Genomic DNA, 17,759 nt, shown 5'->3' with positions numbered 1-17,759 from the left:
ACTATCTCACCATCGGTTTGGCGCGCAAAAAGTGACCTCTCTAGCCCCGCTCAAAATACGATTTGTACCAGTCGACGAACCGCCCTATCCCCTCGGTCACCGATGTGCCGGGGCGATAGCCGACCGCCCGCTCCAGGGCGGAGGTATCGGCAAACGTGTCGGGCACGTCGCCCGCCTGCAGCGGCAGCAGCTCGACGATGGCCTTGCGGCCGAGCGCGTTTTCGAGCGCCTCGACATAGGCGGTCAGCTTGACCGGATTGCTGTTGCCGATGTTGAAGATGCGCCAGGGCGCGCTGCTCGTGGCCGGATCCGGGTGGCCGGAATCCCAGGCGGGGTTGGCGGCAGCGGGGCTGTCGCTGGCCCGGATCACCCCTTCGGCGATGTCCTCGACATAGGTGAAGTCGCGCGTGTGGTTGCCGTTGTTGAACAGCTTGATCGGCTCGCCGGCAAGAATGTTCCTGGTGAACAGGAACAGCGCCATGTCCGGCCTGCCCCAGGGGCCGTAGACGGTGAAGAAGCGAAGCCCGGTGGTCGGCAGGCCGAACAGATGGCTGTAGCTGTGCGCCATCAGTTCGTTGGCGCGCTTGGTGGCGGCGTAGAATTGCAGCGGATGATCGGCCGGGCGATGCTCGGAAAACGGCATGTCCGTGTTGGCGCCGTAGACGCTCGACGTGCTGGCATAGGTCAGGTGCGCCACGCGGCCGCTGCGGCAGGCCTCCAGCATGTTGGTGTAGGCGACGATGTTGCTTTCGACATAGGCGCGCGGGTTTTCCAGGCTGTAGCGAACCCCGGCCTGGGCGGCGAGGTGGATCACCCGGTCGAAGGCATGGTCGGCAAAGCAGCCGTCCACGACGTCTCTGTCGGCGAGATTGCCGTGGATGAACTGATAGCCCGAATTGGTCTTGCGGCTTGCCTCGCCCAGCAGCCCGAGCCGCGCCTGCTTGATCCGCGGATCGTAGTAGTCGTTGATGCTGTCGATGCCGACAACGTCGTCGCCGCGCTCCAGGAGGCGCCTGGCCACATGATAGCCTATGAAGCCGGCGGCGCCGGTAACTAGAATTCTCATCAGAACCGCCCGTCCGTGATGTCCCTCGGAAACAGACCCTTGATGTCATATATGACACCCGGGTTCTTGCAAAGCGCCTGCAGGCCGGCAACGCCCAGTGCATGAAACTGCCTGTGCGCGACGGCGACGACGACACCGTCATAGCGTTCGGCGGGTGTGTCCTTCATGCTCGTCACGCCGAAGGCGTCCGCGCATTCCTGCGCGTCGACCCAAGGGTCCCAGATGTCGATCTCGGCATTGTATTGCCGCAGTTGCGCGACGACGTCGGCGACCCTGGAATTTCTCAGGTCCGGACAGTTTTCCTTGAAGGCCGCGCCCATGACCAAAATCCGGCTACCAACGACAGGGATGCCCTTGCGCATCATCAGGCGGGCCGTCTGGTCCGCCGCGTGCTGGCCCATGCCGTCATTGATGCGGCGGCCGGCAAGAATCACCTCCGGATGATAACCGAGTTCCTGAGCCTTGTGAGTGAGATAATAGGGATCGACGCCGATGCAGTGCCCGCCGACAAGACCGGGCGTGAAACGCAGGAAATTCCACTTTGTGCCGGCTGCCTCCAGCACTTCCGCCGTATCGATGCCCAGCTTGCCGAAGATCAGCGACAGCTCGTTCATCAGCGCGATGTTGAGGTCGCGTTGCGTGTTCTCGATCACTTTGGCCGCTTCGGCCACCGCAATGCTGGAGGCCCGGTGCGTGCCCGCCGGCACGATCGAGGCATAGAGCGCGTCGATGGCTTCAGCCGCCTCCGGCGTCGAGCCGCTGGTGATCTTGACGATGGTCTGAAGGCGATGCTCGCGGTCACCCGGATTGATGCGCTCGGGACTGTAGCCGAGGAAGAAATCCTCGTTGAAGCGCAGACCCGAATGTTTCTCTATCAGCGGTGCGCACACCTCTTGCGTGCAGCCGGGATAGACGGTCGATTCGATGACCACCACCGCGCCCGCGGACATCACCTCGCCGACCGTCGTCGACGCCATGATCAGCGACCGCAGATCCGGCCGGTTGGCCCTGTCGATCGGCGTCGGCACCGTGACGATGAAAACCCCGCAATCGCGGAGATCAGCCTTGTCGCTCGTGAACTTCAGTCGCGATGCGGCAGCGATTTCTTCCCTGCTGGCCTCGAGTGTGTGGTCGTCACCGCGCCGCAGTGCATCGACACGCGCCTGGCTGATGTCGAAACCGACGACATCCCTGTTCGCGCCGAAGGCTACCGCCAATGGCAGGCCGACATAGCCAAGCCCGATGATCGCTATCTTCCTGGAGGCGATGTCCATCCGGTTCCCGCGCCCGCAATCGACCCAAGCCTCGGCGTCGGTTATCGTGCGCCGAAACCGGTAAGCATCGTTTTCACAGTTCTAAGAACGATCAAGACATCCAGCCAGGGCGAGAAATTCTTGATGTAATAAAAGTCGTAATGTAATTTCTCCATCACATCGTCAATCGCCGCAACGTGCCCCTGGTTTACTTGTGCCCACCCGCTGATACCGGGCCTGACGATGTGCCTATAGCGATAGAACGGCAACTCGGTCTCATACATTTTCGACAGCACCACGGCCTCCGGCCGTGGCCCGATCCAGCTCATTTCGCCGCGCAGAATGTTGATGGCTTGCGGCAGTTCATCGATCCTGAACTTGCGCAGGACACGCCCCATCGGAGTGATGCGGTCGTCGTCACGCTTGGTGATCACGCTGTTCTTGTCGCTGCCGGTATCAGGCTCGGTCCTCATCGAACGGAACTTGTAGACGGTGTAGATCTTGCCCCGGTAGCCCACGCGCCGCTGCCGGAACAGCGCGGGACCGTCAGAATCCAGCCGGATCAGCAGCGCGATCAGCGCCAGGGCAGGAGCAAGAGCAAAAACCAGCACAAGCGCGGAAGCCCAGTCGGCTGCCTGCTTGATCTTGAGATAGGCCTGGTTCGGATTGAGCGAACCAAGCGTGTTTTCAGACAGATGCTCTATCTCGACTCGGCCGGTCAACGACTCGCTGACCTGCTTGACATGGTAGACGGGCGTGCCCGAAAGGGCCCGATCGGCGATGTATCTCTCCCATTCGTCGCCGAGATCGGCACGCAGATCGGCAACCACACCGTTTGCCTTTTCGACGATGACGTTGGTCGACTGGATCCAGAACCAATGCACGCCCTGCAGTGCCCTGAGGCGCTCGACATCACCGCCGGGAACGACGACGAGGCGGTATGGGTCGAGACGCCGCGCGACGAGGCTCAGGCCAAAATACCAGAGCGTGGACTGCGTGAAACTGGCGGCGGCCTGGAAGCGGCTGTACTCGAAGCGAAAAAAGAAGATCGTCAGGAAAACGGCGCCATAAGACAAGGCAAAAGTCGGCAAGATATAGCTGGCAGCGGCCACGCCCGGGAAATTCCCGATGCGGCGATGCGCAAGAAAGCCGGCCAGATGCGCCATCACCGCGGCGGCTACCGTCACCTGAAGATTAATCGTGTAGATAACCTCGGGATTGAAGGCAATCCGGATGATCGCCGGTGCAAAAATCGCGAAAGTCAGCCCACCAAGGAGCTGAAATCGAATTCTGAACAGGAAATGCCGGCTTCCCACAAGAGTTGATGCTGCGACATTCAACTTCTTCCCCTCCCCGGAAGTTGCCGTGTCAGCGATTGCCTTTGCCATGACGCACCTGGGCCTGCAAAGCGAACCAGGCATCTCGTCATCGACGGCATTCGACTCAGTCGAGGATCAATGGCTACGCCAGTGCTACTGCATCAGCAAGTATTTATTTTCATAGCAACAGTTAGTAGGTCTTTTGATCGACGGCATTATTCGGTGCGATCGAAAAGCCGAAGCTAACAGCCCGATTTATTATTCACAGCTAATAAAGGGCTCTGTTGTCCGAGCTCGATCTGGACGTCAAAATTTTTTGGCGCCGGCCAGGCGCCATGAAAGCACCTGTCGATTCACCTGGGTCCGAGATAGTGTAAGGGCCGCACTTGCTTTAGCGCACCGGCGTCCATCTTGGAGCGCTTCTGGCCTACAGGTCCGATGGATATTAGCGTGGGTACTCCAAAACGATCACATAGCCAGATGGCTCTGTGAATGGACCGTTCTCCGTCGAAACATCACGTGTTGGCTGCCAAATCACGTTGATGATCCGGCTTCCCTCTTCACCCAGGCTATGGAGAAGCGTTTTTAGCCTTTCAACGTCGTCTGGGCATGTAGCGACAGCGTAGGGCATGAAACCTCCAAGGCTTTGCGGTAAGCTTATAGGAGTTCGGCCCTGATCGCGACAAACGGGGCGTCAAATTTCAAACTGAGGCACTACGGGGCCCGTTCTGATCGCCCTTCGTAGGCCCGAAACAAATTCGGCCCCGGGATGTCCTCAAATCTCAGGAGCGCTTCAGCAACGACCAGACGGCCGGAACCAGGCTTGCCGCGAGCGCAACCTTAATGAGATCGCCGACGATGAACGGCACGACGCCGAACTGCCAGGATTTTTCCGGGCCGATGAGCAGCGCCAGCCAGGCAAAGCCCATCGCCATCATCACCACCTCGGCAACCAGCATGGCGTTGAAAAGCTTGATTGGATGGCGATCCCAGCCGCGATCGGCGGCCCAACCGACGATTGCCGCCATGACCACGAAGCCGGCGAGATAGCCGCCTGTCGAGCCGAGCATGTAGGCAATGCCAACGCCTTTTTCAGGCGTGCCCTGGAAGACCGGAAAGCCCATCGCGCCCTCCGCCATGTAGAGCAGCAGGGTGGCGACGCCAAGGCGCATGCCGAAGGCGGCGGCGATCAGCAGGACGGCGAGCGTCTGCATGGAAATGTCGACGGGCCCCAGCACCACCTTGGTCTTGGCCGACAAGGCCAGCAGCAGCGTACCGCCGATCGCCAGCAAAAACTGTGTCGCGAGGCGGGCCGCACTCTCCTGCGGCAGAGCCAGAGAAACAAGCGGGCGCATCGTCGTTGCAGTTGCCATGGTTCTTTCCCAATCCGATTTGCCGCCATCCGATGATCGCGGTCTTGCGTTTTCCTATATTGGCTCACGTGCTATGCGGCAATCAGTTTTGCCGTCCACCGGAACAATGCGCCGACACCATGGCTCTCAAATTCGACACCAGCTTCGATCCCAGCTACGGCCAAGGGGTGGACATGGCCCCCGGCGTGCGGCGCGTCACGGCCCAAAACCCGAGCCCGTTCACCTTTCACGGCACCAACAGCTACATCGTCGGGCGCGACACGCTGGCGGTGATCGATCCGGGCCCCGATGACGAGGCGCATCTCGAGACGCTGCTCGGCGTGATCGCCGGCCGGCCGGTCAGCCATATCTTCGTCAGCCACACACACCGCGACCATTCTCCGCTGGCGGCAAGGCTGAAGGAGCGCACCGGCGCCACAGTGCTGGCGGAAGGCCCGCACCGGCCGGCAAGACCCCTGGATACCGGTGAGGTCAATGCGCTCGACGCCAGCGCCGACACCGCTTTCGCTCCCGACATCACGCTGCCGGACAACACGGTGGTCGACGGCGACGGCTGGGCGATCCGCGCTGTCTTGACCCCCGGCCACACCGCCAACCACGCGGCATTCGCGCTGGAAGGGACCGGCATCCTGTTTTCGGCCGATCACGTGATGGCGTGGGCGACGTCCATAGTCGCGCCGCCGGACGGGGCGATGGCCGATTACATGGCGTCGCTGGACCGGCTGATCGAACGCGGCGACCGCCTGCTGCTGCCCGGCCACGGCGGACCGGTCACGGCGCCGCGCGATTTCATGCGCGGGCTGAAGACGCATCGCAAGATGCGCGAGCGCGCCATACTGGAGCGGGTCAGGGCCGGCGACCGGACGATCGCCGCCATGGTCAAGGCGATCTACAGGGATACCGACCCGCGTCTGCATGGTGCTGCCGGACTGTCGGTGCTTGCCCATCTGGAGGACCTTGTGGCGCGCGGCCTGGTGGCGACAGGCGCCGCTCCGGCCATCGACGGCATCTTCACGCCTGCGCCTTAGGCGGTTCGACAGAGCTACTCGGCGGAGGTCGCGCCAACCTGGCCGGCGACTTCCTGGTCCAGTTCCGCCAGGAAGTCGGTGACGCGCGCGGCGTTGTCGCCAAGGTCGTGACGGCCGTAGCGCGAGGCCGACCGCATGTCGACGATGACGGTATCGCCGTCATCGGTCACGCGGATCGCCACGTCGGCGGGCAGGGCGAGCACGAAGCTCCGGGCGACGGCGGTAATGGTCACTTCGCTTTGCCCGGCGAGCTCGGGATAAGGTTCGGAAAGATCCCAGTTGCGCCGGTCGAGCACGGTTTCGACGGCATTGACGACGGTCTCGAACGGCAGGTCGTAGCTGCGGGCGGTGACCAGCGGATAACTTTCCGTCTGCAGCCGCTGTTCGCCTGGCGTCGACGGGGAAAGCACGTTCATGTCCTTCGTCCGGTCGCCGACGTCGAGTACCGGCGGATCGTCGAAATCGGTCGAGATGTCGCGGAGCGGCGGAAAAGTTGCGGCCCAATAGACGGCAACGCCGTAGGGGGAAAGCACCAGCAGCGCCAGCAAGACGGCGACAGCGATGTCATGGCCGCCGCGATCGCCGAAATTCCACAGCCTCGAAAACGCAAAGGCGGCAAACAGCAGCGCCAGCGCCGCCAGCAGCCCGACGATCGCCAGCACCCACAGGAATACCGGTGTCTCGACGAGACCGAGATAATGGCCGGCGAAGACGGTCAGCAAGAGCACGGCCGAAAAGGCGGCGGTGCGGCGCGACCATCCGGCCGCCTTCGAGGTTTGCCGTTCCGGAATGCTGACCATTATTCTCTGCGCTGCCCAACCCGAACGGAGACTTAGAACGTTTTGACGGCGGGTTGAAGCCGAAACCCGCAACGTTCCGTCAATCCGTCGGCAGACGGTAGTCCTTGAACTGCTGGCGCAAGGTTATCTTCTGGATCTTGCCGGTGGCGGTATGCGGTATCTCGCCGACGAAGGCGACATCGTCGGGCATCCACCATTTGGCCACCTTGCCGTCCATGAAGCCGAGTATGTCAGCCTTGCTCGGCTCCTTGCCCGGCTTGGCGACGATCACCAGCAATGGCCGCTCGCCCCACTTCGAATGCTGGACGCCGATGGCCGCCGCTTCCGCGACGTCCGGGTGGCCGACGGCCAGGTTTTCCAGGTCGATGGTCGAAATCCATTCACCGCCGGACTTGATGACGTCCTTGGCGCGATCGGTGATCTGCATGTAGCCGCCGGCGTCGATGTGGGCGACGTCTCCGGTGTCGAACCAGCCATCCTCGTCGAACTGCTCCGGGGCGGCGCCGCCGTAATAGGCGCGGGCGACGGCGGGCCCGCGCACCTTCAGCCGGCCAAACGTCCTGCCGTCCCAGGGTTGCGCATTGTTGTCGTCGTCCGTGACCTTCATTTCGACGCCGAAGGGCGGATAGCCCTGCTTGCCCTGAACATCGAGCCGTGCCTCACCCTCGAGCCCGGCATATTCCGGCTTCAAGGTGCACAGCGTGCCGAGCGGCGACATTTCGGTCATGCCCCAGGCATGGATGACCTGGACGCCGTAATTGTCCTGGAATTTCGTCATGATCGCGCGCGGGCAGGACGAACCGCCGATGACGACCTTGTTCAGGTGGGGAAGCGTCTTGCCGGTCTCCTCCAGATGCTGCAGCAGCATCATCCACACGGTCGGCACGGCGGCGCTGAAGGTCACTTTCTCGGTGTCGAGCAATTCATAGATGGAGGCGCCGTCCATCTTGCAACCGGGCATGACCAGCTTGGCGCCGATCATCGGCGCACTCTGGCCAAGGCCCCAGGCATTGGCATGGAACATCGGCACGACCGGCAGGATCGTGTCGCGCGACGACAGGCCCATCGCGTCGGGCATGGCGGCGATCATGGCGTGCAGCACGTTCGAGCGGTGGCTGTAGACGACGCCCTTGGGATCGCCGGTCGTCCCCGACGTGTAGCACATGCCGGCGGCGGTGCCTTCGTCGAAGGTCTTCCAGGCGAAGTCGCCATCGGCCTCATCGAGCCAGTCTTCGTAGGCGACGACATTGGGCAACGTCGTCGGCGGCATGTGCGCCTTGTCGGTCAGCACGATTACCTGTTTCAGCGATTTGACGGCGCCGGAGATCTTCTCGAGCAGCGGCATGAAGGTCAGGTCGACGAAGACGGCCTTGTCCTCGGCATGGTTCATGATCCAGACGATCTGCTCGGGGAACAGGCGCGGATTGAGCGTATGATAGATCGCGCCGATGCCCATGATGCCGTACCAGGCCTCGATATGGCGCGCGGTGTTCCAGGCCAGCGTGGCGATGCGGTCGCCCAGGCGATAACCGTCGCGTTCCAGCCGCTGGGCGACCTTGAGAGAACGGCGATGGATGTCGGCATAGGTGGTGCGCACGATCGGTCCCTCGATCGAGCGCGACACGATTTCGCGCACGCCATGCTGCCGTTCGGCGTTGTCGATGAGCTTGTGGCACAGCAGCGGCCATTCCTGCATCAGGCCCAGCATCTCGTTCCTCCCTGTTTTTACGTCGTGCTTTTTGTTCCATTGTGAAGCGAACCGGCGGATTGTCCAGCCATCCACCAATTCGGCGCCGTATTGGTCGAAATGACCGGGAAAACCGCCACAATCCGGCCATCGTCGGCGTTAAGTTTCGTTAACGGGCAAAGGGGTGCGATTGGCGACTGAAAGAGGTTCGCATGAACGCGCAGCTCGACGACAAAACCCTCGAGAGTACACTTGCCGAAAGCCTGGTCGATCTGGAGCCGGACACGAAGGCTGTTTCCGAAGATGAATTCGTTGAAGTCGTCGGCGGCGCGCTTGAAGCGGTCGGCGGCACGCTGCTGTTCAAGATGTGCGTCCAGAGCGACGGCGAAGGCCAGCACGTCGCGGCCGCATCCGTCGGCGACGGCGGCAACCGCCAGTTCCTGCTGCTCACCCTGCCGACCGGCGGCGGCTCGCTGAAAGTCGAGACCGTTTCGAGAAGCAGCAATCCGGTGGCAGGCATCGCGGCCGCCTATGCGGGACTGATGGACGCATTCAAAACCGCCGCCTGAACACGCAAAGGCGCGATCGGCAGAGCCTGGGAAACGGCTTCCGTTTTCAGCGACAACGGGTCTTGCGCAATCCACCTGTCCGCCACACCTTAAGGTCGGGCAAAGGAGGAACCAGCATGGACAAGATCGCCAACCCGGCACCCGGCTTCCAGCGCAATCCCGACAAGATCATCACCATCGAGCCGTATGACGGCACTGTCACCGTGCGCGCCGGCGATACGGTCATCGCCTCGTCCGGAAAAGCCAAGGTGCTGACCGAGGCTCCCTACCCCGCGGCCTTCTACATCCCGTTCGCGGATATCGATTTCGGCAAACTCCGTGCCACGGAGCATCAGACCCATTGCCCCTACAAGGGCGATGCGAGCTATTGGAGCGTGCTGCCTGCCGGAGAGGCGGGCAAGGACGCGATGTGGGCCTATCGGCGGCCCTTCGACGAAATGGCCGAGATACGCGACCACGGCGCGTTCTACGCCAGCAAGGTCAGCATAGAGGCCAAGCCGGACTGAGCGCCTGGGCTTGAAGGCACCCCGGGGCGTTTTCAGTCGGTGGTGCCGTTGTTGCCGAACCCGTCGGCATCGTCGAGCCGCACAAAGGTCATGCCCTTGTCCTTGAGCGCGAGCAGGCCTTGCACCACGCCCTCGCCGGCGGCATGGGTCGGCTGGTTGATGTGGGCGATGATGACGTCACCGTCCTTGGCCGCGGCGATGCGCCGGGTGGTTTCCCTGGCGCCAAGCAGCGAGCCGCCGTCGCCATTGATCGAGAAGCCGGCGATCTTGAAGCCGAGCTTGCGGATCATCGCGATTGCCGCGGGGCTGTATTCGGCGGTGGCGCCACGAAACCATTTCGGCGCCGGCTCGCCTGTCCCGGCAAGAGCCGCGGCACCCGATTCGACCTCGGCCAGCACGGCCTGCGGGCTGCCGGCGCTGCGTATGCCGTAGATCTTCTGAGGCGTGTCGACCGCAGGAATATGCCGGCCGCCATGATTTTCCAGCTCGAACAGCTCCGGATGCGCCCGCATGATTGCGACGGCCGCGGCGTTCCGCTTGAGCCAGATGCCGGTGACGAAAATGGTGGCGGGGATCTTGTTTTCCACCAGCGCCGAGAGAATGCGGGTGTCGGTCCGTCCGCCGCAGGCATCGAGCGTCAGCGCGACGCGGCCGGCTCCGCTGGCATCGGGCTTGATGTGCAAAATCGGCTCGACCAGCGGCGCGGCATGGCCGCCCGTTGCCACGGCCAACGACATGGCGACCGCCCAGAGATATTTTCGCAGCAGGCGCATCAAACGAATTCCGTGGCCGGTGATTTCAGGCGGGTACCCCAAGACCCGCATCAAGGCGGAAATCGGGACGGTGCCTAGCAGGAAAATGCCTGGCGCGGCGATTTGACCGTCCACTTGGTGAAAGAACCATTCGACGACAGCCCTGAACGGCCGCCCCGGGGCGGGGTTCAGACAGCGCGCTCCCGCTTCAAATCGGTGCGCGCAAGGACCTCGCGGACCGCGTCGACAACGGGCTTGACCTCCACACGCCAGACGCAGCACACCCTGCTGGGGTCCGGCCAGCGGCACAAGTCCTTGGCAACGCACTCGCATGGCATCGGCGGCCGCAGCGCAATGCTGGGCACGCCGACAGGCCCCCAGCGCGCCGGATTCGTCAAACCGAAAAGCCCGACCACCGGCGTGCCCACGGCAGCGGCCATATGCATCGGGCCACTCTCGTTGCCGAGAAACAGCCTGGCCTGTTTCAGCACGGCCAGCAGGCTGCCGAGCGACAGCGCTCCGACAAGGTCGACGACCGGCGACTTCGTGTTGGCCAGGATCTGTCCGGCGGTCTCGCGTTCGTCCGGCCCTCCCACTAGGACGACACCCAATCCGGTCTCTCCGGCGATCTCGTCGATCGCCGCGGCGAACCGTTCGGGCTGCCATCGTCGGCCCTTGAAACTGGCGCCGGCATGCACGGCGATGAAGGCGTTCGGATGGAGATCGTGCTTGTCCAGAAGCGCCGACATTTTCGCGGTCTCAGCCGGCAGCGGCTGAATGTCCGGCACCGTCACGCGCAAATCGACGCCAAGCGCTTCAAGCGGCGAGAGATAGCGGTAGACGAAGTGCTGGCCACCAAAACCGTACGGTTTGGCAAACACGTTGGCGGGCTGCCTCTCCAGCAGCCGCAAGGGACGCTCGGTGGGATTGTAGCCGACACGGGTCGTTGCGTTGACCAGCCCGCTGAGTATGCGCGAGGTCTTGGAATCGGTCACGTCGATCGTCAGGTCGAAGCGGAAGCGGCGCAGCGCCCGCACTACCCCATAGAGTTCTTTTGCGCGCTCCAGCGGCGTGCCGCGCATGCGGGACCGCCTGAACGTCACCACATCGGAAGCGATGCCGTGCTCGATCACGAAGCTCTCGAGTTGAGCCTCGCAGAGAAGCACGATCTTGGCGCCTGGGAATTCGAGCAGCAGGTTCTTGGCGAGTGGCGAGACGAGAACAATGTCGCCAATATACTTCGTTTGAATGATCAAGATCGATTGGAACGGCACGGGTCTACAGCGTCTGTTTTTTGCGGGGGTAATTTCGGCTTATTCGCGAATTGGGCTAAAATAATGTCGAGTTTAGCCGATTCTTCCAGCACGTTCGCGTGAACTTGCATAGGAAACCGTAAGCCTTGATCCGGGCCTAAGCCTCGTGTTCGCGCCCTCTCATTTGCTACCCCGCACCGCCGCCTGCGCGGCCGCCAGCCTGGCGATCGGCACGCGGTAGGGCGAGCAGGAGACATAATCGAGCCCGACCTCCTCGCAGAAACGGATCGACGCCGGATCGCCGCCGTGTTCGCCGCAGATGCCGAGCTTGATGGCCGGCCGCGTCTTCCTGCCCTTTTCGGCGGCCATGCGCACCAGTTCGCCGACGCCGTCTATGTCCAGCGAGACGAACGGATCCTGCTCGATGATGCCCTTCTGGCGGTAGGTCTCCAGGAACGAGGCGGCATCGTCGCGCGAGATGCCGAAGGTGGTCTGGGTGAGGTCGTTGGTGCCGAAGGAGAAGAACTCGGCGTATTCCGCGATGATATGGGCGCGGATCGCCGCGCGGGGGAGCTCAATCATGGTTCCGGTCAGATATTCGATGTTGACGCCGGTCTCGTCCATGACGCTTTTGGCGACCGCATCGATGCGCGCCTTGACGTAGTCGAGTTCCTTCGCGAGACCGACCAGCGGCACCATGATCTCTGGCACCACCAGGGCGCCGGCTTTCTTGCCGGCCTCGACGGCGGCCTCGAAAATGGCGCGCGCCTGCATCTCGGCGATCTCGGGATAGGAGACCGCCAGCCGGCAGCCGCGATGGCCGAGCATCGGGTTGAATTCGTGCAGCGCCTCGGTGCGCTGCCGAAGCTTGCCGGGCGAGACATTCATGGCGGCGGCAACCTCGGCGATTTCGGCCTCGGTCTTGGGCAGGAATTCGTGCAGCGGCGGGTCGAGCAGGCGGATCGTCACCGGCAGGCCGGCCATGATCTCGAACAGTTCGAGGAAATCCGAGCGCTGCATGGGCAGGAGCTTGGCAAGGGCCGTGCGGCGATCCTTCTCGGTGTCGGCCAGGATCATCTCGCGCATGGCGACGATGCGGGCACCATCGAAGAACATGTGCTCGGTGCGACAAAGCCCGATGCCCTCGGCGCCGAAGGAGCGCGCCATGCGCGCATCGAGCGGCGTTTCGGCATTGGTGCGCACCTTCATGCGCCGCGCCGCGTCGGCCCATTCCATGATGGCGGCGAAATCGCCCGAAAGTTCCGGCTGCAGCATCGCCACGGCGCCCTTGAGCACCTGGCCGTTGCCGCCGTCGATGGTGATGATGTCGCCCTTGCGGAAGATCTGCCCCATCGAGATCAGCGTGCCGGCCTTGTAGTCGACGCGCAGCGAGCCGGCGCCCGACACGCAAGGCTTGCCCATGCCGCGCGCCACGACGGCCGCGTGGCTGGTCATGCCGCCGCGCGTGGTCAGGATGCCCTCGGCCGCGTGCATGCCGTGGATGTCTTCGGGGCTGGTCTCGATGCGCACCAGGATCGCCTTGCGCCCTTGCGTCTTCAGTTCCTCGGCATCGGCGGAGGAAAATACGATCTCGCCGGTCGCCGCGCCGGGCGATGCCGGCAGGCCGACGCCGATGACGTCGCGCGCCGCCTTCGGGTCGATGGTCGGGTGCAGCAACTGGTCGAGCGAGGCGGGATCGATGCGGGCGACGGCCTCCTCCTTCGTGATCAGGCCATCCCTTGCCATCTCGACGGCGATCCTGAGCGCCGCCTTGGCGGTGCGCTTGCCGGACCGGGTCTGCAGCATCCACAATTTGCCGCGCTCGATGGTGAATTCGAGGTCCTGCATGTCGCGGTAGTGCTTTTCCAGCCTGTCGGAGATGGTGACGAAGGACTGGAAGGCGTCCGGCATCAGCTTCTGCAAGGACGGCTTGTCCGAGCCGGCGCCGATGCGGGCGGCCTCGGTGATGTTCTGCGGCGTGCGGATGCCGGCGACGACATCCTCGCCCTGCGCGTTGACCAGGAACTCGCCATAGAGCTGCTTTTCGCCGGTCGATGGATTGCGGGTGAAGGCGACCCCGGTGGCCGAGGTTTCGCCCATATTGCCGAACACCATGGCCTGGACGTTGACCGCCGTACCCCAGCTTTCGGGGATATCATGCAGACGCCGATAGGTGATTGCGCGGTTGTTCATCCAGCTCGAAAACACCGCGCCGATCGCGCCCCAGAGCTGCTCGTGCGGATCCTGCGGGAACGGCCTGCCGAGCTCTTCCTCGACCTTGGCCTTGTAGAGCGCGATCACGCCTTGCCATTCGATGGCCGTCAGCTCGGTGTCGAGCTCATGGCCGAGGCTGGCCTTCTGGTCCTCGAGGATTTCCTCGAACACCTCGTGATCGAGGCCCATGACGACGTCGGAGTACATCTGGATGAACCGGCGGTAGCTGTCATAGGCAAAGCGCGCATCGCCGGAATCGGCGGCCAGCGCCTCGACCGTCTCGTCGTTCAGTCCGAGATTGAGCACGGTGTCCATCATACCCGGCATCGATGCGCGGGCCCCCGAACGCACCGACACCAGGAGCAGCTTCGACGGATCGCCGAAGCGGCGGCCGGTCAGGCGCCCGATGTGATCGAGCGCGACCGCGACATCGGCTTCCAGGCCGGCCGGATAGGTGCGGCCACTGGCGTAAAAGGCATTGCAGACCTCGGTGGTGATGGTGAAGCCCGGCGGCACCGGCAGGCCCAGGCTGCACATTTCGGCCAGATTGGCACCCTTGCCACCCAGAAGGTTCCTGTCGCCGGCACGGCCTTCCGCCGCGCCATCGCCAAAGGTGAAAACCCATTTGGTCATGCCTGCTCTCCGGTTGCAGGAGATTGGAAAGATTGGCGAAACGATATTCCGCCGTGTCCTACCTTGGAGCGATATGATGCTGCACTGCGAAAGGCAAGGCGTCGCAAAGCCCGCCGGCCGCTACAATCGATTAAGGGAAAGCGATGTCCGGGAATGCGGCAAAAAGACTTGCTATTTCCGGCGTTTTGGTTTAGAACATAACATGAACAAATGAGGCTCCCATGAAACTGTCCGGAAAACTCGACTATCTGGAAATGCCGGCGACCGGTGGAACGCTGGACCGGCTGAAGGCTTTCTACAGCGCCGCCTTCGCCTGGTCGTTCACCGATTATGGGCCGACCTATTCGACCTTTGCCGCGGGCCTGGACGGAGGCTTTCAGGCCGATGCCGCGGAAGCGCCGGCCAAGCCACTGCCCGTGCTCTACAGCAGGGAACTGGAGAAAACCCTCGCCGCGGTCGAAAGTGCCGGCGGCACGATCGTCAAGTCGATCTTCGCGTTCCCCGGCGGCCGACGCTTCCACTTTGTCGATCCGGCCGGCAACGAGCTGGCCGTCTGGAGCGAGTAGGCCAGGCGTGGTGATCAGCCGGAATGTCGCAATCTCCAGCATTGAGCTTTCCAACGGCTCGTCTTATAAGGCCGCGCGCAGCGGACATGTGCCGGCTGTTGGGGCGTCGCCAAGTGGTAAGGCATCGGTTTTTGGTACCGACATTCCCAGGTTCGAATCCTGGCGCCCCAGCCACCCGTTCCGTGTCCAGCCCGGACACATAGGTAACAGATTGTACCTAAGACATGGGTAACACTTTTGGCCCGAAGGGGTTTTGGAGTGGTTCGAGCCTGCATGTCTCATCGTCGAAATATCCCAGATCATAGTCGATGAAGCTAACCAGCCAGATGTGGTTCTCGATATGTTTGATGCCAACGGTCTGGCCGGCAAAGACGAGGCTGAGGTTGATCTTCTTACGATTGTAGCAGATGCGGCCGCAGGTGGTGATGGTGACGGCCTTGTGGTGAAACGGATAATCGAGATCGGGCAGGCCGGCGTAAATGCGCGGTGATAGCGTGCGGCGCTCTGCTGGACAGTGCATGCCGAGCGCGGCCGCTCACTGCAAATGGTCTGTATCGCCTTGAACATCTCCCTCTTTTCCATACAAGGTCGTCGAAGATTCGGCCAAGAGGGGTGGCGCTCCAAGATGGACCTTCAATGAACCTTCCTATCTTCGCCATCAATCTCGATCGCGAGACCGGTCGCTGGAGCGAATTGCGCGCCAGCGCCGAAGCGGCCGGCCTGAGCTTGCAGCGCATTGCCGCCATCGACGGCAGCGCCCTCGCTAAAGAGGAATGGACGGAGATCGATCTTCCGGCCGCGCGCAAGCTAAGCGGGCGCGCCATTCTGCCCGGCGAGTATGCCTGTTACCGCAGCCATATCAAGGCACTGGAAACCTTCCTGGCCGGTGGCGGCGCCCATGGCCTGATTGTCGAGGATGATGTCCTCTTCAGCGAAAACATCATGCGGCGCATCGAGGCCATCATCGCGGCGGTCCCGGATTTCGACGTCATCAAGCTGAACAACCACCGCATGAGCTTTTTCATGCGCGCCCTCGAGACGACCGAAGGCGACGAGATCGGTCGCGCGCTGCATGGCCCGCAAGGCTCGGCCGCCGCCTATCTGGTGACGAGGGAGGGCGCGCGGGGGCTGTTGTCGGCGCTCGCGGTGATGAAAATGCCGTGGGACGTCGCGATCGAACGATTTTGGGATACCGGCCTGAAAGTCTATTCGGTCCGCCAAAACGTGCTTGGCTTCGCCAAGAGCAGTGAGACCTCGGGCATAGCCGGCCCCTCGGGCAGCTACAAATTCGCAAGGCTTGCCTGGCCGAGCCGCTGGAGCGCCGTGGCGTTGCGGGCCAGGGACGAACTGAGCCGCCTGCATCACGTCCTCCTCCCGCCGCCCTTGCCGCGGGAAACCCCTGACTACGCCAGGGACGACGCGCCGCGCAGCACCTTGCTTCTGTTGCTTGCGGCACTCGCCGTCTTCGCCCTGGTCTCCTCGGTCTGGCGTGAGGCCGACACCTATCGCTATGCGGGGATTGCCCTCGCCCTGGCCGCAGCCATCCGCTGGTTCAGGCGGGATCTATGGACCTACAGCAAACCGCTGATCGGATGGGTCGGCGTTCTGTGCCTGGGTTGGTCGTTCTATGTCTTCATCCGACTGGCGATCGTCTATTTCGGCACCCACCAGTTGGGTGCCGCCGAAGGCATCTACCTGTTTCCGATGTTTTATGCGACGACCGGCTTCGCCCTCTTGCTGTTTGTCAGGCGGCCCGCGCGGTTCGTCCTCTGGTTCATGATCCTCAGTCTCGTCTTCCTGGCGGCGGACACCGGCTATTCCGACATACTTCACGGCATCAAACCGGAGCCGTGGCTTTTCAACAATCCCATTCACGCGTCGGTGGCGGCTGGCTTCATCTTCCTGTGTACGCTGCAATTCATGGCATACACGGCCCATAGAACGGACCTGAAAACAGCAACCAGGAGCCTGCACTGGGCGCTGTCGGCAGCCGTCCTCCTGCTTGCCCTGGTCAACATCATTGCGCTGCGATCAAAGGGCGTCTGGCTTGCGCTCGCGCTCGTCCTGCTGCTGTTGGCGGTCATGACCCTGGCGAGAGGGCATCGCCGCGAGCTGATCGTCGGGGGCGGCGTGCTGGCGATCGTGGCAGCCGGCGTTGTCGCCACGCAAAACATCTTCTGGTCGACTGCCGGCGACACCATGGTCTTCGTCAAGAGCTTGATTTCGGATGTTTTGAGCCATGGCATCCTGCCGGCCTTCGACCGTGCCATCGCGAGCGACACGATTCCGCTTGCGGCCAGGGAACGGCTGATGTTGTGGGCCGATGCGATCGAGGTCTGGAAACGCCACCCGATCCTTGGAGCCAGTTCCAACTGGCTCACCGAATGGCAGAGCAGGACCTATCATCCCATGATCTTCAACGTCTTCCACAACGGCTATCTGGAGATAGCCGTGCGCTACGGTGTGGTCGGGCTGGCGTTCTTCGTATTTCTCTACACCTGGTCGTCCAGGCAGGTCCTGCTGGCCATGCGGGCCAAGCTTATCGCTCCGGCCGCATGGTCCTGCTACATCTCGACGCTGGTCTTCTTCGCCATCACCATCCTCAGCAATTCGAACAACCGGCTGTCGATCGGCGAGGCCTATATGTGGTTCGCTGCTGCATTCGGCTTCTATTGTTTCTATCTTCGCCAGCAGAAGAACCTTGTCACGCCGAGAACTTATTTCTAGACGAGCCGGCGCG

At 62.6% G+C, this 17,759-nt stretch carries 14 protein-coding genes, 1 tRNA gene and 1 pseudogene; 6 read left to right on the top strand and 10 right to left on the bottom strand.

Annotated features, from left to right (window positions below):
* Positions 1 to 40: 40 nt before the first annotated feature.
* The 4 genes from NKJ26_RS02630 to NKJ26_RS02615 all read right to left on the bottom strand — a co-directional run bounded on the left by NKJ26_RS02630 (position 41) and on the right by NKJ26_RS02615 (position 5,011).
* Positions 41 to 1,066: an NAD-dependent epimerase gene (locus NKJ26_RS02630; RefSeq protein ID WP_352693433.1), complete on the bottom strand. Its 1,026-nt coding sequence runs from the start codon at positions 1,064 to 1,066 to the stop codon at positions 41 to 43.
* On the bottom strand, positions 1,066 to 2,340 hold the full coding sequence (locus NKJ26_RS02625) for a nucleotide sugar dehydrogenase (RefSeq protein WP_352693431.1): 1,275 nt from the start codon (positions 2,338 to 2,340) through the stop codon (positions 1,066 to 1,068). Before NKJ26_RS02625 ends, NKJ26_RS02630 begins: the two co-directional genes overlap by 1 nt.
* Before the next feature lie 41 nt (positions 2,341 to 2,381).
* Positions 2,382 to 3,707, bottom strand: a complete 1,326-nt coding sequence (locus NKJ26_RS02620) for a sugar transferase (protein ID WP_352693430.1) — start codon at positions 3,705 to 3,707, stop codon at positions 2,382 to 2,384.
* Between the two features lie 713 nt (positions 3,708 to 4,420).
* Positions 4,421 to 5,011, bottom strand: a complete 591-nt coding sequence (locus NKJ26_RS02615; RefSeq protein WP_352598662.1) for a biotin transporter BioY — start codon at positions 5,009 to 5,011, stop codon at positions 4,421 to 4,423.
* Between the two features lie 119 nt (positions 5,012 to 5,130).
* Here NKJ26_RS02615 and NKJ26_RS02610 point away from each other — a divergent pair, with 119 nt between their 5' ends.
* Positions 5,131 to 6,039: an MBL fold metallo-hydrolase gene (locus tag NKJ26_RS02610; RefSeq protein ID WP_352693429.1), complete on the top strand. Its 909-nt coding sequence runs from the start codon at positions 5,131 to 5,133 to the stop codon at positions 6,037 to 6,039.
* A 14-nt stretch (positions 6,040 to 6,053) separates the two neighbouring features.
* On the opposite strand, the gene NKJ26_RS02605 is transcribed toward NKJ26_RS02610, so the two are convergent.
* Complete coding sequence (locus NKJ26_RS02605; protein ID WP_352693427.1) at positions 6,054 to 6,839, bottom strand: DUF1499 domain-containing protein; 786 nt, start codon at positions 6,837 to 6,839, stop codon at positions 6,054 to 6,056.
* A 79-nt stretch (positions 6,840 to 6,918) separates the two neighbouring features.
* Positions 6,919 to 8,547, bottom strand: a complete 1,629-nt coding sequence (locus tag NKJ26_RS02600) for a fatty-acid--CoA ligase (RefSeq protein WP_352693426.1) — start codon at positions 8,545 to 8,547, stop codon at positions 6,919 to 6,921.
* A 191-nt stretch (positions 8,548 to 8,738) separates the two neighbouring features.
* Here NKJ26_RS02600 and NKJ26_RS02595 point away from each other — a divergent pair, with 191 nt between their 5' ends.
* On the top strand, positions 8,739 to 9,095 hold the full coding sequence (locus tag NKJ26_RS02595) for a hypothetical protein (protein ID WP_352598666.1): 357 nt from the start codon (positions 8,739 to 8,741) through the stop codon (positions 9,093 to 9,095).
* A 116-nt stretch (positions 9,096 to 9,211) separates the two neighbouring features.
* The gene (locus NKJ26_RS02590) at positions 9,212 to 9,601 is read left to right on the top strand and encodes a DUF427 domain-containing protein (protein ID WP_352693425.1); all 390 of its coding nucleotides are present in this window, start codon (positions 9,212 to 9,214) and stop codon (positions 9,599 to 9,601) included.
* Between the two features lie 32 nt (positions 9,602 to 9,633).
* Here NKJ26_RS02590 and NKJ26_RS02585 read toward each other — a convergent pair whose 3' ends face one another.
* From NKJ26_RS02585 to ppdK, 3 genes are all read right to left on the bottom strand, one after another.
* Positions 9,634 to 10,374, bottom strand: coding sequence for a polysaccharide deacetylase family protein (locus NKJ26_RS02585; RefSeq protein WP_352693424.1), 741 nt, complete (start codon positions 10,372 to 10,374; stop codon positions 9,634 to 9,636).
* A 167-nt stretch (positions 10,375 to 10,541) separates the two neighbouring features.
* Positions 10,542 to 11,609 (bottom strand): glycosyltransferase family 9 protein, encoded by a 1,068-nt coding sequence (locus NKJ26_RS02580; protein ID WP_352598669.1) that lies wholly within the window; start codon positions 11,607 to 11,609, stop codon positions 10,542 to 10,544.
* A 177-nt stretch (positions 11,610 to 11,786) separates the two neighbouring features.
* Positions 11,787 to 14,453 (bottom strand): pyruvate, phosphate dikinase, encoded by a 2,667-nt coding sequence (ppdK, locus tag NKJ26_RS02575; protein WP_352693423.1) that lies wholly within the window; start codon positions 14,451 to 14,453, stop codon positions 11,787 to 11,789.
* Positions 14,454 to 14,674: 221 nt separating this feature from the next.
* Here ppdK and NKJ26_RS02570 point away from each other — a divergent pair, with 221 nt between their 5' ends.
* Both NKJ26_RS02570 and NKJ26_RS02565 read left to right on the top strand, forming a co-directional pair.
* Positions 14,675 to 15,019 (top strand): VOC family protein, encoded by a 345-nt coding sequence (locus NKJ26_RS02570; protein ID WP_352693421.1) that lies wholly within the window; start codon positions 14,675 to 14,677, stop codon positions 15,017 to 15,019.
* A 99-nt stretch (positions 15,020 to 15,118) separates the two neighbouring features.
* A tRNA-Gln gene (locus NKJ26_RS02565) sits at positions 15,119 to 15,193 on the top strand.
* A 43-nt stretch (positions 15,194 to 15,236) separates the two neighbouring features.
* Here the strand turns inward: NKJ26_RS02565 and NKJ26_RS02560 are convergent.
* Positions 15,237 to 15,548 (bottom strand): annotated as a pseudogene (locus NKJ26_RS02560) (IS481 family transposase); the annotation flags it as partial.
* A gap of 107 nt (positions 15,549 to 15,655) precedes the next feature.
* Between NKJ26_RS02560 and NKJ26_RS02555 the strand changes: the two are divergent.
* A complete protein-coding gene (locus NKJ26_RS02555) occupies positions 15,656 to 17,746 on the top strand; it encodes an O-antigen ligase family protein (protein ID WP_352693419.1) in 2,091 nt (696 codons plus the stop codon).
* Positions 17,747 to 17,759 lie beyond the last annotated feature (13 nt).

Origin of the sequence: Mesorhizobium sp. M0152, from assembly GCF_040322415.1 — a bacterium.
Classification (GTDB): Bacteria; Pseudomonadota; Alphaproteobacteria; order Rhizobiales; family Rhizobiaceae; genus Mesorhizobium.
The sequence above is the reverse complement of the archived record's forward strand: the minus strand, read 5'-3'. Positions and strand labels throughout refer to the sequence as shown.

Excerpts from the sequence above, each read along its gene's own strand:
- NKJ26_RS02630 (WP_352693433.1), bottom strand. The coding sequence starts at position 1,066 with ATGAGAATTCTAGTTACCGGCGCCGCCGGCTTCATAGGCTATCATGTG.
- NKJ26_RS02625 (WP_352693431.1), bottom strand. The coding sequence starts at position 2,340 with ATGGACATCGCCTCCAGGAAGATAGCGATCATCGGGCTTGGCTATGTC.
- NKJ26_RS02620 (WP_352693430.1), bottom strand. The coding sequence starts at position 3,707 with ATGGCAAAGGCAATCGCTGACACGGCAACTTCCGGGGAGGGGAAGAAG.
- NKJ26_RS02615 (WP_352598662.1), bottom strand. The coding sequence starts at position 5,011 with ATGGCAACTGCAACGACGATGCGCCCGCTTGTTTCTCTGGCTCTGCCG.
- NKJ26_RS02610 (WP_352693429.1), top strand. The coding sequence starts at position 5,131 with ATGGCTCTCAAATTCGACACCAGCTTCGATCCCAGCTACGGCCAAGGG.
- NKJ26_RS02605 (WP_352693427.1), bottom strand. The coding sequence starts at position 6,839 with ATGGTCAGCATTCCGGAACGGCAAACCTCGAAGGCGGCCGGATGGTCG.
- NKJ26_RS02600 (WP_352693426.1), bottom strand. The coding sequence starts at position 8,547 with ATGCTGGGCCTGATGCAGGAATGGCCGCTGCTGTGCCACAAGCTCATC.
- NKJ26_RS02595 (WP_352598666.1), top strand. The coding sequence starts at position 8,739 with ATGAACGCGCAGCTCGACGACAAAACCCTCGAGAGTACACTTGCCGAA.
- NKJ26_RS02590 (WP_352693425.1), top strand. The coding sequence starts at position 9,212 with ATGGACAAGATCGCCAACCCGGCACCCGGCTTCCAGCGCAATCCCGAC.
- NKJ26_RS02585 (WP_352693424.1), bottom strand. The coding sequence starts at position 10,374 with ATGCGCCTGCTGCGAAAATATCTCTGGGCGGTCGCCATGTCGTTGGCC.
- ppdK (WP_352693423.1), bottom strand. The coding sequence starts at position 14,453 with ATGACCAAATGGGTTTTCACCTTTGGCGATGGCGCGGCGGAAGGCCGT.
- NKJ26_RS02570 (WP_352693421.1), top strand. The coding sequence starts at position 14,675 with ATGAAACTGTCCGGAAAACTCGACTATCTGGAAATGCCGGCGACCGGT.
- NKJ26_RS02555 (WP_352693419.1), top strand. The coding sequence starts at position 15,656 with ATGAACCTTCCTATCTTCGCCATCAATCTCGATCGCGAGACCGGTCGC.